Here is a 16,019-nt window from a genome sequence, read left to right as displayed (position 1 = left end):
ACTTAGACAAGACATGATAGAGGGATTCAAAAGACACGATGAAATATTGATAAAACATGAGCAAGAACTAATAAGATTAAGAGAAGACATGAATAAACTTAGAGAGGATATGATGAGGGGTTTTGAGCGTGTGGATATGCATTTAACAGCAATCGGTGCTAGATGGGGTATAATGAGTGAGGATGCCTTTAGAGCAGGGCTCAGAGAGATTATCGAAAAAGAGTTCGGCTACAGTGTAGTGAGATGGAAAGAGTACGATAAAGAAGGCTATGTTCATGAATATCCCTCAGATGTGGAAATCGATGTGACAGTCCATGATGATAAGATTATTTTAATTGAAATAAAATCATACATCAGAATATCAGACGTAATATTATTCAAGAGAAAGACCGAATTTTATGAAAAAATAACAGGAAAAAAACCTTATAGAAAACTAGTTATAACACCATACGCCGAAGAAGAAGCACTACAAACAGCAAAAAACTTCGGGATTGAGATAATAATAAAATAATAGTTATTGTTTTGGGTAATAAAATTAATTCTAATACATCACAACCTTAGTCAAGAAAGGACGTGCAAAAACCATTAATAATTCATTCTTCTAGTATGATATCAAAAACATTTTATGAAAAATCTTTTCAAAAAATGATCTGGTAGTATTTAAGTTTCTCAAAGCACGAACTCGCTTCATAACATTTTATATTCTTCCATATAGTTTGCGGGATTATGATCTAACATTAATGCATAATATGCTAACTGTGATTCTGTGATCAAGTATTTCTATATTAAATTTATAAGATAAATGATTAAAACTTAATATTTTTTGGCCTATTTGTTTTTGAAAAAGAGATTCTTAATTTTGACACTCTCCGCGGCTAAAACTTTATAGGTTGTGTTATAATAATAGTGATAGTAATGCTTTTTCTGTGTGTAATCGATTTTCTGCTTGATCATAGACTACACTTTTGGGACCATAGACTACGCTGGCGGTGACTTCTTCTCCTACGTGCCAGGGTCCGCAATGCATAAAGATTGCATTATTGTTTGCCTTACTAAAAAGTTTATCATTAACTTGGAAGTCTCTGAATGTTTTTAGTCTTTGTTCTCGTTCGTTCTCTTTTCCCATGGAAACAAAAACATCAGTATAAACTATGTCTGCTTCATTCACGGCTTCTGATGGGTCATTGCTTATCAATATTTTAGATCCGCTTATTGATGCATGGTTGTTTGCTTTTTTGATTATTTCTGGGTCTGGTTCGTAACCTTTTGGTGATGCGATTGAGATGTGCATGCCTGTCATTGATGATGCTATCAATAAACTGTGGGTTACATTATTATTCCCATCACCAACGAATGCTAGTTTGAGGCCTTTTATTTTACCAAAATGTTCTTTTATTGTCATTAGATCTGCTAATGCTTGACATGGATGATGAAGATCACTAAGTGCGTTTATTACTGGTTTTTCAGAATGTTCAGCCATTTCTATTAGGTCTTGATGTTTGTATACTCTAGCGACTATAGCATCGACATATCTGCTTAATACTTTTGCTGTATCCATTATGCTTTCGCCTCGTGAAAGCTGAAGTTCATTCCAGCCAAGATAAATTGCTTTTCCACCGAGTTGGTTTATTGCTACTTCGAATGATACGCGTGTTCGTGTTGATGGTTTTTGGAATATGAGTGCTATTGTCTTGCCGTTTAATAAATTATAGTTAATTAAACCTTTTTTGCTCATTTCCTTTATTTTTATTGAGAAATCTATTAGATTTAAAAGTTCTTCGGGGTTTAATTCCATCATAGTTAAAAAATCTCTGCCTTTAAGTGACAACATATAAACACCAAATATTAAAAGATACTAGTTATTCATAAACGCATCGCTGAATGTAATGAAAGTGCGTCTAAGTTTCATTTTTCTTATATGTTGGTTCGATCATTGTTTTATTGATCTTGGTATTCATTGTTATGATAAAATTAACGTTACTTAAAAAATCGTTCTATTAACCATTCAGGTTTAAAATCTATCAGGTCATCATATTTTTGTCCAATTCCAAGGTACAGTAATGGTTTTTTTGTTGCATAAACTATTGATACTGTTGTTCCACCTTTTTCATCAGCATCTATTTTTGTCAGTATGGATCCGGTTAGTGGTACGTAGTTATTAAATTTTAATGCTTGATCTAATGCATCATTTCCGGCTAATGCGTCTCCAACGAATATTGTAGCGTTTGGTTTCACTACTCTGTGTATCTTCTTCATCTCTTCTAATAAATCTTTATCGGTTTGCATTCTTCCAGCTGTATCTATTAGTACTACTGGTATGAAGTGTGCTTTGGCATATTCTACTGCATCGTATGCTACTGCAGCTGGTGATGAGCCGTATTTGTGTTTTATTATTACTGCACCTACAGCTAATGCATGACGTTCCATTTGCTCTATTGCGCCTGCTCTGAATGTGTCTGCACATGCAACAACGCTTTTATAATCATGTTTTTTTAAGAGATGTGCTATTTTTGCTATTGTTGTTGTTTTTCCGCCTCCGTTTACTCCTACGAATAATATGGTGAATGGTGTTTTGCTAGAATACTCTTTTTTGATGGATTCTATTAGGTTATAGTTGCCTGCTTGATTAAAAATGTTTAATATAACAGTTTTTGCAGTGTTGTAGATTAAGTTTTCTATGTTACTGAAGCGTTGGATCTTTGTTCCTGTTAATTGTTTTTTTATATTTTCTGTGATTTCTTCAGCAACTGCTAGTGCTACATTGTTTGATGCCAATTCAATCTGTAATTCCCAAAGATAATTCTCTAGTTCTTTTTCGGTTATTGTTTTGGTTGATATTGTATCAGTGAATTTTTTAAAAGTTTTTTTGATGCCTTCAAACACATTGACCAGCCTAAATATTATCGTCGGCTTAGTTCTGCTATTCTGCGTTCTAATTGAGCTATACGTACGTATAATTCTTCTATAAGCTTCTGTAATTGTTCTATGTTTGATTTTATTATTTCGAGTCTTTTATTAAGTATGTTTATAGCTTCATCAATGTTTTTTTCTACGAAAACTCCCGCACCAATACCTATTATAACGTTGGTTACTGATTGTACTACTACTTTTACGTAAGCGCCGCTTCCTAGTGAGGTAAAGCCCTCGACGTTGTCTTTAGATTTTTTTAGTCCTTCAAGGCTTGATATAGTAAGAGAAAGACTTGTATAAACGTTGTTGAGCGTTTGTAGTTGCTGTGTGTATTCATTTATAAGGCCAGTATAGAACTCGTATTCAACAGCACTGCGTTCAAGTTCAGAGCTCATTATTCTTCACCGTTTTCTTCGATTATCTCTTCAATCTTTATATTTTTTCTTTTGACACTATAAGTGCCCCCAAATACTGAATAAAGTTTTTCTAGTGCATCATTCTTGTTTAGCGCACGTATTTTTTTAGTGAATACATAATACTTGTGAGCATTCTTTGCGATACGTCCCTTGATTGTGTATAATTTGATTTCTGACATTTTTAATTACCTCTAGTAACAAAACCTAATGCGCGTTCAATTGTCGCTAGTTCAAAACCTGTTGTAGAATTACCTACGATTACTCCATGTGAGTTAGCGATTATTCCTAACCTAACATAACCATTTCCTCTATTCACGGTTCCCCTCTCAATAGGTACTCCAAATATCTCCTTTAATAACTTAATCTCTTCTTCGCTAGTATTAGGATTCACAATCATTCCTTTATTGTTAACGGCACCCATTATACCTACAGTCGGCACACCCGCGATGGTTTTTTTGGTAATTTTTACACCAAGCACTTTTTCAGCGATTTCTATGGATTTAGACTCCAGCTTAGGATGTGCTAATGCACCATAATCGTTAGCTAATATTATATTGCCTAATGCTGTCATTTTTGTTGGAAGGATCTCTACTCGTGGAAAAAGCTCTCTCAGGAGTGTCAGTTCTTGTTCTTCGATCGTATAGGGAACTAATAAGCCATTATTATTACCTGCGATCATAACTCCTATAAGCGTGGTTCCAGTCACTGTCATTCTTATAACCTTAGTTTCTAAGGTGTTATGTACGATTTTCACTACTTTTTCTGGTACATCGTTTGATATTAACGTATAGTGATCATTAGAAAAACAGTATACTCCTAAATTATCGATACTGCGGAAACCCATTTTAACAACACCACCCAAGAAACTCACCCACCTATTCGGCGGGGAGCACCCTTGAGATTTTCTCACCATCTTCCTCTGTCATGACAACTAAAACTCTTATATGTCTTGGAGGTTTCTCCATGCTATATTTCCATATGGTTTCGTTTACTTTTTCACTGATATAGACATGTTCAGTTTTTGTATGTCGTTTTACAAAATGTATTAGTTCTCTAATAGCTCTTTCTGCTCTGATCGTTTTTTGCACATTATAAACTACACGTAATGGAATATTGTACAAACGTTCTTCTCTAATGTTTATCTTCGTTTCATCTTCTATCCCTCTGAAATGATCTTTTAATTTCTTTCTTAATTCGTCTTTAGGCTTTTCTTCACTTTCTTTTTTCTCTTCTTCCTTCGTCTCACTGACTTGCTTTATAGGTTCTGAGGATTCTGTTGTATTGGTTTGTTTTTCTTCTATTTTCTCTTTATTTTCTTGTGACGTTATTATCACCTCTTATAATTTAATTTTAGATCTGCGCCAATAACGTCGTTTTGCGTGTTGCCTAAACACTTTTCCACCAATTCTTGTTTTTGCATAGACCCATATTGGTACAGCATCAGCTAGTTTAGCAGCTCTTGCAAGTTTCTTTTTCATACCAAGTGTTTTTATACTGCCCATTTTTTTTACCTCCTAATGATTCTAGTCTCTCGTTCTGATTGGAAAGCACGTAGGAGTGCTTTGATCTGTTCTTCTGTTAAGGGAGAATTTATCCTACCAGAAAGAGCAAGCTGTATGATCTGATCTTCGACCGCTATGACAAGTTCTGGTTTAATCATCTTCACTGCCTCTAGCCTTGCTCTTGCCTCTGGTGTAAGAACACTGCGTAATATTTGTTGCCTTCGTGCCTCTAATAATTCACGTTCTTTCTCTTCTTGGATTCTTGCTAGCTCTGCTTGTCTGCGCTGAAGTTCTGCTAATTTTCTCCTCTTAATCTCTTCGATTTCAGACTCATCAGATGACAGATCCAAGAATATCACCTCAATTTAACGGTTAAGTATTTCACGAACTCAGGGTTTTCACGTGCTAATTGTTTCAATATTTTTGTTGATAGAGCATCTATAATACTTTGGCCTTTCTCCGTTATAACTCTCCCTTCCTTAGTTTTTCTAATTAGGTCTGCTTTTTCTAATTGTTGAAGTATCTTTCTTACTATCGATCCACTACCTGGTCTATAGTGTTCAAGCGCAGCGCCTCTCTTTTTTCTACCGCCATACAGTATTCTTAAAGTTTTAACACTTATTGGTCCGCGTATGTATACCTGTCTAAGGATTGAGGCTGCACGCGTGTACCACCAATCTGATTGTGTGGGGACTCTTTCGGCAAACGTGCCAGTTTTAACGAATAAAGCCCATGTAGGCGGTTTTATCTCTGGTACATTTACCTTTAGGTATTCCGAGAGTTCCTTTATCAGTGCACTGGCAGGAACATCATAAGCTGTGGGCATCTATCATTCCTCTTTGAATTATAAATTCCCCTCTTATATAAAATTTCCTTCTAATATTTTCATGCAATAATCGAAGCACTTAAATAATTATCATGCGATAGGTTACATGATCCATTATGAATTCTATGAATTACAAAAGATTATTTCCGAACATAATCTTTGTAATAATTAGTGGATTCGCTGTAACTACGATGGTGAATGCTCCATTAATATTTATCGGATACGGTTTTGTTTATGTTGTAATGTTGTTAGCATCCTGGATATACAGGCCATTAACTGCTGCAGTTATAGTCTTTATAGTATTGCTTATTGCCGTTGTCAGCAGTTTCGAGACAGACAGGTTTAAATAGAGGTTGATTACTTTATCCTTAATGACGTCTGGAGATTACGAGGAACTGCTTAGACCAAAGGATGTTGCAAAGATATTCAACATCTCAGTTAAAACGCTCTGGGAGTGGCAAAGGAAAGGCATTATTAGAGCTGTTAGGCTCCCAACTGGCAAGCTCCGATATCCCAAGAGCGAAGTTGAGAGATTATGGAAGCAATTAAGAGCTACAGGATCCCAGTAGAGGCTCCGAAGGATTTAATCGAGGAATACTTCAAAGTTAAGCGGAAGGCTTTAGACACAATCTTCTCACACGTTAAAATTTCCGAGAAGGCTCACCTCGAATTCGATAGAGAGAATAGGAAAAGGCTTAGGGATGAACTGCTGAGGGGATGGAGATACTCAAAGCATTACGTTGATTCAGCAATAAACTCTGTCATAGGGCTTGTTAAGGGCTGGATAACGCTCTACAATAGGAGAAGGGCGAAGGAGCCTCCTAAGATAACTAAGAGGACAGTATATATTAAAAGCACGCTCTTCAGCTTCAGAAATGGCATACTGAGGATAAGCGTAGAGCCTAGTAAGCGGTATCTTGAGGTTGACTTGAGTAAGTGTTCGTGGATTCCAAGAGACTTTGATAAAGTCGGTGGACTACTTATGACTGAAAGTGAGTTGATAGTAACGGTTAAGAAGAGGGTTGAGCCGAAGGTTGATGAGTGGGCTTCCTTCGATGTTAACTTAACGAACGTGACGGCGTTCATAGGTGGTGAGATCAAGCGCTATGACTTAAGAGAGCTCTACCATATTCACAGAACCTATGAAACTAAGCGGCAGAGGATACAAAAGTTATCTAAGTTTAAGCCTCTAACCTCAAAGAGACTATTAGAGAAGTACTCTAAACGTGAGGAGAATAGGGCTAAAGACTTCATGCACAAGTTAACCACACAGGTTGCGGGGGAGCTCAAGGAGAAGAACTGCGGAGCAATACTTGAAAACCTGAAAGGTATAAAGGGGCGAATCCTCAACAAGTCTAAAGACGTGAACCGAAAGCTCTCAAAGTGGAACGCAAGGACGTTTCAGTTCATGCTTGAATACAAGCTGAAATGGCTTAACCTACCAGTAAAATACGTTAACCCAGCCAACTCGTCTAAAACCTGCCCAGCCTGCTCAGGAGGCATGGCTTCCTATCTGGGCAGGATAATGAAGTGCGAAAAGTGCGGGTTAACAATGGATAGAGATATCATAGCGGTGTTGAACCTTCAGATGCGGGGAGAAGGGTTCCCCCAAAGAGCCCCCAATGAAATAATCGAGGGGGAAGGGTTAAGTAGGAATAAAAGCAACAATTCACTATATATTCCTACTTAACCCAGAACCCATTCTATGTATTTACTTCGTCAATATTCTTGATTGTTGCTGTCTTGAGTATAATCTTAAGACCACTGTTAGCATATCTTACTTCCTATGTTAACCTTCGCTATGGACACCTTACCTCTGCATTATTCCTCTCATCGTTTGAATCCCTTATAGTTCTTTCAATTGCCATTTTGTACTATGGAGATGATGGAATACATACTGGTTTTACTATCTTCAGTGTTCTTTTATTACCGTTTGTGTATGTAATATTCTATTCTATAAAGTCCAGTCGGGATAGATATGTGGCTACTTTTGCTTCTCTGTTTTCGCTTCTTTCATACTATTTAGCCCTTTACGCATTTCCTGCCTTGTTAACACTATTATTGTCAATATTATCTCTAATAGTTCTTCTTTTTTGGATAAAGAGTAAATATGGTCTAAGCAGTCTTCCTAAGGTAGCTTTTGTGTTAAGCATTATTGGACTAATTATAGGTGGACAAGCAGTATTTTACAATGCTTCGGCAGCATTTTATTCATTTATGCCTGAGAATTGGAATCCTGAAACCCGATGGTCACAACATAATTTAAGTCTTTGTCCAAGTCAGAATAATGTTTTCTTTGCGACCCATGACCCTGAACGTTTACGTATTGTTAATACTTGTGTTTCTGTTATTGGAACTGTTAGTAATTATATAGAGCATGCTTCGGATGGTGATTTTGTATTTGATCTAATACCAATTTCTCAAAACATGAGTGTACTAACTATAGGTAATTATTTACTTAGACATGGAATGTTGCATATTGAAGTTGTTCCAGCTGATCAACATCCTGTGTTAGACCCAATAGGTGGTGGCGTATGTCCTGGTGATATAGTTAAAGTAACTGGAGTCTTAGTAATAGATACTGATCACGGTTTGTGGGCGGAGATTCATCCAGCATACAGCATTCAAATAATTAATAGACCAACAAATGCCACATGGCCATCATGTATAATTGGACATACTAGCAATGAATAATCATCTTCGTGAATTACCGTATTGGATGTCTGAAAATCCTTCCGCATGAAAGGCACTTAATAACAAGTCTTTTTTTACCTTTACCTCTTAACCTAACCCTTGACGTGACACCAGGCATTAGAAAACTATGACATTTCTTACAATAATTCATTTTGAACTGTCTTGGAATTGGAACACCTGATTTTCTACTTATTGCTAATGCAATATTCACATATCGTCTGGCAAGTTCTGGATCAGTCCTCACTATAGACATGCTTCTGTTGAAAAGTATGTACATTCTTTGCCTTGCAAGATCCTTTATTATAGGACGTACCATGAATGGCCCCATTGTTATAATTCTAACAAAATATAAAAGCGTTCTTTATTGAATGTTCGCAAAATGCCTAAATTCCCTGTTGATAACATGAACAGTAGGGATTCATCCTTTAAAGAAAAAAAGACTAGATCCAAGGCCAAAGCCTGTTTTTGGTTCTGAACTAAGTATGGGCATGTATGGAATCAATACTTAGTCCTTGAGCTTCATCAAGCCTAGCTCCTTTCGGGAGAACCCTAACTCACACATCTGAAGATTCAACGCAGCGCTATAACATCTCTATCTCATGATTGAACCGTATTTCTCACATTTTCATTAACCTGTTCACATATGAAGTTAAGCTTCCTGAGCAGAGGAGACAGGTTTCAATCATCATACAAATATATGCAATCAACCTATAAACATATTTAAAACTACTGATAACGGCAGAAAATATGATTAGTAGATAAGATAACGAATAACTTTATTTCTTTCTATTTTTAACACTAAATTATGAGTAAAATAAGAGTGGGTTTGATTGGAGTAGGTAATGCCGCTTCTAGTTTTGTGCAGGGTTTGTATTATTACAAGAATGGAGGAACTGGTCTTTGGCATGAGAAGATTGGCCCGTATAAGGTTTCAGATATTGAAATTGTGGCCGCTTTTGATGTTGATAAGAGAAAGGTTGGCATGGATTTGTCAAAGGCGATATTTTCAGAGCCGAATACTATCAAAAAATATGCGGATGTGCCTAATTTGGGTGTAGAGGTTCTTATGGGTCATGTTGTGGAACCACTTAGTTCTACTCTTAAAAAAGTAATATTGTATTCTGATGAAAAGCCAGTCGATATTGCAGATGTTATGAAAAGTAATCGAGTTGACATTGTTCTAAATTTATTGCCTGCTGGTTTGGATAGAACATCGAAGTTTTATGCTGAAATGTCTTTAAAAGCTAATGTGGCTTTTGTTAACGCAACACCTTCTAATATAGTTAATGATGAGGAAATTGTGTCTAGATGCAGGAATTTAGGGTTGCCTGTTGTTGGTGATGATTTGTTAAGTCAGCTTGGAGGAACTATATTACATAAGCAGATTCTTAATTTCTTAGAAGAGAGAGGTATTCTTATAGAAAGTAGTTATCAGCTTGATGCGGGTGGTAGTGTGGAAACTTTGAATACTATGAATGAGGATGTGAAACAATTAAAAAGGACTATTAAAACAAAAACTGTCTCCAGTGCTATTACTCAGGAGGCGGAAATTGCCACCGGAACGACAGATTACGTTCCGTTTTTAAGTGATACTAGAATTAGTTACTTATGGGTAAAAGGATACGGTTATCTTGGCTCACCAATAATACTTGATATAAAATTGCGTACTGAGGATGGTCCAAATGCAGGTAATGTATTGCTTGATGTAACCAGAGCATTAAAGATAGCGAGAGATAGAGGTCTGACCGGTCCTGTTAAACCAATATGTGATTATGGTTTTAAAAATCCACCCCAACCGCATCCAAAAAATGTTCACATGGCTTATGAAGAATTCATTAAATTTATTAATCAATCGTGAGACGCATGTTAGTAAAAGTTTTCTTATAAGATTGTCCTTTATTTTTATGTAAATAACATGGATAAAGTTAAAAGATTGCGTATGAATAGTAAAAATGCCGGATGAAGAGGCCTTCGATCGCAGAGACTACCTGTCAATGATGTACGACGGGTGGCCGGACGGGATTTCTCTAATTATCATGTTGTTTGTCATTTTGAGATATTCAATTCATTTTATTAAGGAATACTTCAAAATTAAGGACAAAATGTTATGTATAAAGTTTTCTGTTGACAACTTAATATATGACTGTGCGTAATAATAATGGGTGATAATATTGGGGGCAATCGTTGTTGTTGGAGGAGGGTTTGGTGACGAGGGGAAAGCCTGAATAGAAGGCCCCCAAAGGCAAAATCATATCATATTTATCCTTAAGAGATGAGGTAGGCGTTGCTGTACGTGGTGGTGTTGGTCCCAATGCTGGTCACACGGTAACTTATCAAGGTAAAGTGTACAAGTTGCGTTTGGTTCCATCAGGATTTGTTAATCCTAATACGCGTCTGTATATTGGTGCTGGGGTTGCAATTGATACACAAGTGTTGTTTAAAGAGATTAATGAGTTGAACGTGCGTAATCGAATATGGGTCGATGCTCAATCTACTGTAATAGAGGAGTATCATAAGAAGCAAGATAAAACTGATGATCATTTAAGAAATGTTGTACAGACCACAGGCTCTGGCTCTGGTCCGGCTATAAGTGATCGAGTGAGAAGAGTTGCTAAGTTAGCAAAGGATATCCCTGAGTTATCATCATTAATTGAGGATGTTGCTGGTAAGGTCAATGAAGCAATTGATAATAAAGAGAGAGTTATTATAGAGAGTACACAGGGAACGTTTTTATCTGTATATCATGGTACGTATCCATATGTTACTTCTAAGGATGTTACGGCAGCAGCTATTTGTTCTGATGTTGGTGTGGGGCCTAAAAAGGTATCAGAGGTGCTAGTTGTCTTTAAATCATATTTAACAAGAGTGGGAGCTGGTCCCTTAGAGGGTGAGTTGAGTGTTGATGAGATTAAAAGAATGGGATTGGTTGAGTATGGTACTGTGACTGGGAGATTACGTAGGGTTGCACCTTTTAATTTTAAACTAGCTAAAAGAGCTGTCATGTTAAATAGTGCAACTCAGATAGCTATTACTAAACTTGATGTTCTATATCCAAAGCTTGCAGGAGTACAGAGATATAACAAATTACCTGATGAGGCTAAAAGGTTCATTGAAGAAATCGAAGCTCAAACAGGAGTCCCTGTAAGTTTAATAGGAACTGGTAGTGAAGTATATGACATAATAGATAGAAGGCCAGAGCTTAGGTTAATCTGAATTAAGATAAAAAATATCTAGTGTGTTTCTGCTTATATAATGTAGGTGTAGAAGTTGATAAATCAGCATGTCAAAGTCATTGATCATCCTTTGGCGAAAGTAATACTCACACAGCTTAGAGATAAGAATACGAAACAGATTGGGTTCAGAAAGGGATTAGTAAAATTAGGGAGATTGATAGGGTATGAGTTAATAAAAACAATGAAACTTGAAGAGGTTGAAGTAGAAACTCCACTTATGGTGAAGGCAAAAGGTTATAGAATACCTGATCTTGATCATATAATAATTATTAACGTTTTAAGAGCTGCCACACCTTTAGTGGAGGGTTTATTAAAAGCATTACCCGATGCAAAACAAGGTATTGTAGCAATAAAACGTATTGAAGAGAGACCAGGTATAGAAAATATAACGGTGCAGAAATTTTATGTGAAAATACCGTCAATAAGTATTGAGGATATTGTTATCGTAGCGGATCCAATGTTAGCTACTGGATCAACGATTTCATCAGTTATAGCTGAAGTTCTCAGTGTTGGAAAACCTAAAAGGTTAATAGTTGTCTCAGTAATAGCAACTGAGTATGGTATTAAGAAGATACTAGATAGTTACCCTTCGGTAGAGATTATTACTGTGGTTATAGATCCTGAACTTAATGAGCATGGTTATATAATACCTGGCCTTGGTGATGCTGGAGATAGAGCGTTTGGCTAATAAAATAAAAAATTTATTTTGGAAGAAAATTTCTTTAGTGGTGCCCCGGTGGCCTAGCGGGTAGGGCGGCCGCCTTGTAAGCGGCAGGTCGCGGGTTCAAACCCCGCCCGGGGCTTTTCTGTGCATATCATCATTACTGTTTCTCTTAACTCTGAAAAGTGGTGTTTTCAATTGTAAAAGAAACATTTATTTTAATGTTCAGTAATATATAATGTGAAATGAGTAAATCTGACGAATCACAACAGCACGCTAAATTTCCTTTTATGCCTCTTGGGATAAAGATAGAAAGTGTGTTTGGCCTTTTAAGAGCTCTTGATGTAGTGTTCAATAGGCATGCAGATTTGTATAGGTTGGCAGAATATTTTGATCTTGAGGTCGATGATTTGATCCCTGTTTTAGAGATTGCGGAGATGCTTGGTTTTGCAGTTATAGATGGTGGAGATATCTTTCTTACTGAATCTGGCGAATTATTTATAAAAGCCCCTGTACAATCTAGACGTAGTATTTTGCGAGATAAAGTTAAGAATCTTGAACCATTTAAATCTGCTCTTTCATTGATCAATAAGCAAGGATCATTTAAAATTGAAGAACTTATTGAACTTTTATCCAGTTTAGGTTATAGTGAGATTAATGAGATTGGTTTTCGTGATAAGCTGGTACAAACTTTAATCGATTGGGGATTATACATTGGATTATTCCTTTATTCAAGTGATAATAATTTTTTCAAGAAATCAAAACGAAAAGTGTGAATCATTTTTAGCTTAATAATTCGTATAATTTATCTACATAACTTGTGAACATCGGTAATCTAATACTTCTCGGTCGTTGCATGTTTATTTCAACCTCTGCAGTGTTCTTAGCTGGTCTTTTACTAAGCACTATTACTCTATCTGATAGTTCAACAGCTTCTTCCACATTATGACTTACCATTATAACAGATTTAAGTGATAACGATGAGTTAAAAAGCATACTAATAATCTCTGATCTTAAATAACTTGCAGTTAAGGCATCCAGATTACTAAACGGTTCATCCATAAGTAAGACTTCTGGATCTGAGACTAATGCACGCGCAATCCCCACTCTCTGTTTCATACCTCCACTAAGTTCCCTAGGATATGCATTTTCAAATCCACTTAATCCAACGATCTCTAGCATCTTACTTGCTCGTTCACGTCTAACCTGTTTATCAGGTATTAAGTTTAATAATGGAAGTTCAACGTTCTCTAATGCTGTAAGCCATGGAAGGAGAGCAAAATTCTGAAATACCATAGTAATTTTATACGTTGGTTTTATTACAGGATTACCTCTATATAATACTATGCCTGATGTAGGTTTTATAAGACCAGCTATAATTCTAAGTAATGTGCTCTTTCCACATCCACTAGGACCGATTATTGATACAAATTCGTGCTCCACGACATCAAAACTTACATTATCAATAACTGGGAATGTTTTATCTCCAGTAACGAATGAATGACTGACGTTCTTTACAGATAAAATTGGTGTAAGATTTTTTGTCGCCATCTTTTTTACCTCAGATATTGATAATGTTTGTTTTTCAGATAATGTCATGACTCACACCTCATACCTATAATGCGTTGTCGCATAATCATATAATTTTCTCCAAACAGTTCTATCAAGAACAATAACAACTACCACCATCATTATTAAAGCAGCATACATAAGGTTAAGATTACCTTGGTTTGCTGCTTCGTCTATAATTTTCCCTATACCGTCATGTACAGAATAAGTTTTTGGTCCGAGTGATAACCATTCTGCAACGATAAGGGCATTCCATGCTCCCCCCACAGCAGTTATAAGGCCTGTAATAAGACCTGGCATTAATGCAGGTAGGTATAATTTTCTAAAAAGCGAGAATCTTCGCAAGCCTGATAATATACATGCTTCTTTCAGCTCATTAGGTAATGCTTCTATCGCAGAAAATGTATTATAGAAAACATACCACATTGATCCCAACATTATTATAATTATAGATGCGATCTCAATCTGATGCTCTCCAAACCATTGAACTATTAACGGGAAGAGTAGGGGGGCAGGTATTGAAGCTAATATTTGGAAAATAGGCAATAGAATCTGTTTTAACATTCTACTCAATGAAACATAAACCGCAACTACAATGAGTGGTAGCATAAAAATAACCGAGATTATTATTCTGACTCCTGAAACACCAGTTCCATAAAGAATGTAAACTAGCTCGTTTATATTTGTAAAAACTTGTAATGCACCAATGAGTGCTGGCCATACAATTATACCTAGATAGGTGATTAGTGACATCAGAAACAGATACGCAGTTAATTTGATGGTTAACCGAATGATTCTAATTTCCTTTTCCCATACTTTAGGTTGTCCAGGTTCAATGAAAGGTATCGTTTGTTCATTTGATATTGGTTTTGCCACTGGAGATAATGGTCTTCTGAACACTCTTACTTGTCTTACTAAGATTCTAAATGGTTTGCTTGCTCTAACAAAGGTGCTTATAAACCATGGCCGTTGTACAGGTGTAGTTGTAGTTGTCATCTCGTACTTGTATTTTAAAGACCAGCTATAAAGAGGGTTAAAAATTAAACTATGTGTTAAGACGAGCATCAATATTAATAGACCAAAACTTATGTAGAGATCAATGACCTGACCGCTTGTAATAATTTGCGCTATTAAAGAGCCTATGCCAAATAACTGATAGTTTGTGGTACCTAAGCTTATTATTTCACTTGATGAAAGAAAGAAAAGTCCAACAGCCCATGAAACAGGGAAATTTGCTATGAGCCTAGGTATGCTTGCTGGAATGTAAATTCTTCTGATTCGTTGTAACCAATTCATATTATAAATTTTCATTAACTCTATGAGTTCTGTTGGTAGTGATTTGGAGGATTCATAAACAGCAAATATCATATTCCATACCTGACTTGTTATTATGAGAAAAACAGCAGCCATTTCAAGTCCATAATTTGGAAAATACATTACCAATATAAAAACAGCAATGGGAAAGAAGCCAAGTATCGGGATCGACTGGAACACATCTATGAGAGGTATTATTACATGCTCTGCTTTTTTATTTACTGCTGCTAATATTCCAAAACAAAAACTTATGAAGACAGATAATATCAGAGCAATCCCTAATCTTGCCCATGAAAGACCGATGGCCATCATTATTGTTATGATATTCATCATTTGCCCAATAGCTAAAGATTGAAGCAGCTTATATATTTTTAACTTTAACCATGTAAAATTGCATCGGATTGTGTTGTTTTCTCTTTATGAAGAACACTTATATTTTCAATTGCTGTATTCGGATATTCTCCGCGTTCATTCTTTTCATATGCTTTAACCATGTCCCATATGGTTAGCAAACCTAATGATACACCTGTTAACGCCTCCATTTCGACGCCAGTTTTTCCAATACTGGTAACGCTTACTGTTATCTCTATACTATCATCATTTATGTCAGTAGTAACTTCTACACCTGTTATAGGTATAGGATGACATAGAGGAATGAGTTCCCAAGTCTTCTTAACACCTTGAATAGCAGCGATCTTGGCTGTAGTTAAAACATCACCTTTTTCAATTTTACCTTCGCGAATTAATGAAATTGTAGAAGATTTTAGCTTGATAAACCCTCTAGCCGTCGCTTTTCTTATAACATCAGGCTTAGTAGTAATTTCGACCATTTTGATGTCAGACATGATTCTCATCATTAATAAGCATTCTAGGATATATAAGCTCTTTTCATTA

At 36.1% G+C, this 16,019-nt stretch carries 21 protein-coding genes, 1 tRNA gene and 1 pseudogene; 10 read left to right on the top strand and 13 right to left on the bottom strand.

Annotated features, from left to right (window positions below; all coding sequences use genetic code 11):
- Window positions 1-511: DUF3782 domain-containing protein (locus QW128_06780; protein ID MEM3833277.1), on the top strand; the 511-nt coding region annotated here is incomplete at its 5' end.
- 384 nt (window positions 512-895) lie between these two features.
- Here QW128_06780 and argF read toward each other — a convergent pair.
- The 9 genes from argF to QW128_06735 form a co-directional block, all read right to left on the bottom strand.
- Window positions 896-1,831, bottom strand: a complete 936-nt coding sequence (gene argF, locus QW128_06775; GenBank protein MEM3833276.1) for an ornithine carbamoyltransferase — start codon at window positions 1,829-1,831, stop codon at window positions 896-898.
- Window positions 1,832-1,977: 146 nt separating this feature from the next.
- Entirely contained in the window at window positions 1,978-2,883 is a 906-nt protein-coding gene (gene ftsY, locus QW128_06770) for a signal recognition particle-docking protein FtsY (GenBank protein MEM3833275.1), read from the bottom strand.
- Window positions 2,884-2,900: 17 nt separating this feature from the next.
- Window positions 2,901-3,305, bottom strand: coding sequence for a prefoldin subunit alpha (gene pfdA / locus QW128_06765; GenBank protein ID MEM3833274.1), 405 nt, complete (start codon window positions 3,303-3,305; stop codon window positions 2,901-2,903).
- Window positions 3,305-3,505, bottom strand: coding sequence for a 50S ribosomal protein L18Ae (gene rpl18a / locus QW128_06760; GenBank protein ID MEM3833273.1), 201 nt, complete (start codon window positions 3,503-3,505; stop codon window positions 3,305-3,307). Before rpl18a ends, pfdA begins: the two co-directional genes overlap by 1 nt.
- Before the next feature lie 2 nt (window positions 3,506-3,507).
- Window positions 3,508-4,188 (bottom strand): translation initiation factor IF-6, encoded by a 681-nt coding sequence (locus tag QW128_06755; GenBank protein MEM3833272.1) that lies wholly within the window; start codon window positions 4,186-4,188, stop codon window positions 3,508-3,510.
- Window positions 4,189-4,201: 13 nt separating this feature from the next.
- The gene (locus tag QW128_06750; GenBank protein MEM3833271.1) at window positions 4,202-4,660 is read right to left on the bottom strand and encodes a 50S ribosomal protein L31e; all 459 of its coding nucleotides are present in this window, start codon (window positions 4,658-4,660) and stop codon (window positions 4,202-4,204) included.
- Window positions 4,661-4,663: 3 nt separating this feature from the next.
- Complete coding sequence (locus QW128_06745; protein ID MEM3833270.1) at window positions 4,664-4,828, bottom strand: hypothetical protein; 165 nt, start codon at window positions 4,826-4,828, stop codon at window positions 4,664-4,666.
- A gap of 5 nt (window positions 4,829-4,833) precedes the next feature.
- Window positions 4,834-5,187 carry a DNA-binding protein gene (locus tag QW128_06740; protein MEM3833269.1) on the bottom strand — a complete coding sequence of 118 codons (354 nt, stop codon included), beginning with the start codon at window positions 5,185-5,187 and terminating at the stop codon, window positions 4,834-4,836.
- A complete protein-coding gene (locus tag QW128_06735; protein MEM3833268.1) occupies window positions 5,184-5,654 on the bottom strand; it encodes a 30S ribosomal protein S19e in 471 nt (156 codons plus the stop codon). Before QW128_06735 ends, QW128_06740 begins: the two co-directional genes overlap by 4 nt.
- A gap of 116 nt (window positions 5,655-5,770) precedes the next feature.
- On the opposite strand from QW128_06735, the gene QW128_06730 reads away from it, so the two are divergent.
- Genes QW128_06730 through QW128_06715 form a run of 4 tightly spaced genes read left to right on the top strand, consistent with a single transcriptional unit; the run spans window position 5,771 to window position 8,348 of the window.
- Window positions 5,771-6,004 (top strand): hypothetical protein, encoded by a 234-nt coding sequence (locus QW128_06730; protein ID MEM3833267.1) that lies wholly within the window; start codon window positions 5,771-5,773, stop codon window positions 6,002-6,004.
- 21 nt (window positions 6,005-6,025) lie between these two features.
- Window positions 6,026-6,223 (top strand): helix-turn-helix domain-containing protein, encoded by a 198-nt coding sequence (locus tag QW128_06725; protein ID MEM3833266.1) that lies wholly within the window; start codon window positions 6,026-6,028, stop codon window positions 6,221-6,223.
- Window positions 6,190-7,344 (top strand): transposase, encoded by a 1,155-nt coding sequence (locus QW128_06720; protein ID MEM3833265.1) that lies wholly within the window; start codon window positions 6,190-6,192, stop codon window positions 7,342-7,344. The genes QW128_06725 and QW128_06720 overlap by 34 nt, the downstream gene beginning before the upstream one ends.
- Before the next feature lie 53 nt (window positions 7,345-7,397).
- Window positions 7,398-8,348 (top strand): hypothetical protein, encoded by a 951-nt coding sequence (locus tag QW128_06715; protein ID MEM3833264.1) that lies wholly within the window; start codon window positions 7,398-7,400, stop codon window positions 8,346-8,348.
- Between the two features lie 13 nt (window positions 8,349-8,361).
- Here the strand turns inward: QW128_06715 and QW128_06710 are convergent, their stop codons facing one another.
- Window positions 8,362-8,664, bottom strand: coding sequence for a ribonuclease P (locus QW128_06710; protein MEM3833263.1), 303 nt, complete (start codon window positions 8,662-8,664; stop codon window positions 8,362-8,364).
- Between the two features lie 489 nt (window positions 8,665-9,153).
- On the opposite strand from QW128_06710, the gene QW128_06705 reads away from it, so the two are divergent.
- The 5 genes and pseudogenes from QW128_06705 to QW128_06685 all read left to right on the top strand — a co-directional run bounded on the left by QW128_06705 (window position 9,154) and on the right by QW128_06685 (window position 13,018).
- Window positions 9,154-10,206: an L-myo-inositol-1-phosphate synthase gene (locus QW128_06705; GenBank protein MEM3833262.1), complete on the top strand. Its 1,053-nt coding sequence runs from the start codon at window positions 9,154-9,156 to the stop codon at window positions 10,204-10,206.
- Window positions 10,207-10,519: 313 nt separating this feature from the next.
- A pseudogene (locus tag QW128_06700) lies at window positions 10,520-11,561 on the top strand (adenylosuccinate synthetase).
- 57 nt (window positions 11,562-11,618) lie between these two features.
- Window positions 11,619-12,269 (top strand): uracil phosphoribosyltransferase, encoded by a 651-nt coding sequence (gene upp / locus QW128_06695; GenBank protein MEM3833261.1) that lies wholly within the window; start codon window positions 11,619-11,621, stop codon window positions 12,267-12,269.
- A 42-nt stretch (window positions 12,270-12,311) separates the two neighbouring features.
- Window positions 12,312-12,384 (top strand) — tRNA-Thr (locus QW128_06690).
- Window positions 12,385-12,487: 103 nt separating this feature from the next.
- The gene (locus tag QW128_06685; protein ID MEM3833260.1) at window positions 12,488-13,018 is read left to right on the top strand and encodes an AAA-associated domain-containing protein; all 531 of its coding nucleotides are present in this window, start codon (window positions 12,488-12,490) and stop codon (window positions 13,016-13,018) included.
- A 7-nt stretch (window positions 13,019-13,025) separates the two neighbouring features.
- Here the strand turns inward: QW128_06685 and QW128_06680 are convergent, their stop codons facing one another.
- From QW128_06680 to moaC, 3 genes are read right to left on the bottom strand one after another with little or no spacing between them, the layout of a single operon-like run.
- On the bottom strand, window positions 13,026-13,841 hold the full coding sequence (locus tag QW128_06680) for an ABC transporter ATP-binding protein (GenBank protein MEM3833259.1): 816 nt from the start codon (window positions 13,839-13,841) through the stop codon (window positions 13,026-13,028).
- A gap of 3 nt (window positions 13,842-13,844) precedes the next feature.
- Entirely contained in the window at window positions 13,845-15,458 is a 1,614-nt protein-coding gene (locus tag QW128_06675; protein MEM3833258.1) for an ABC transporter permease subunit, read from the bottom strand.
- A 44-nt stretch (window positions 15,459-15,502) separates the two neighbouring features.
- Window positions 15,503-15,970: a cyclic pyranopterin monophosphate synthase MoaC gene (gene moaC, locus QW128_06670; GenBank protein ID MEM3833257.1), complete on the bottom strand. Its 468-nt coding sequence runs from the start codon at window positions 15,968-15,970 to the stop codon at window positions 15,503-15,505.
- Window positions 15,971-16,019 lie beyond the last annotated feature (49 nt).

Source organism: Thermoprotei archaeon, assembly GCA_038881895.1.
Classification (GTDB): domain Archaea; phylum Thermoproteota; class Thermoprotei; order Gearchaeales; family WAQG01; genus JAVZOV01.
The sequence above is the reverse complement of the archived record's forward strand: the minus strand, read 5'-3'. Positions and strand labels throughout refer to the sequence as shown.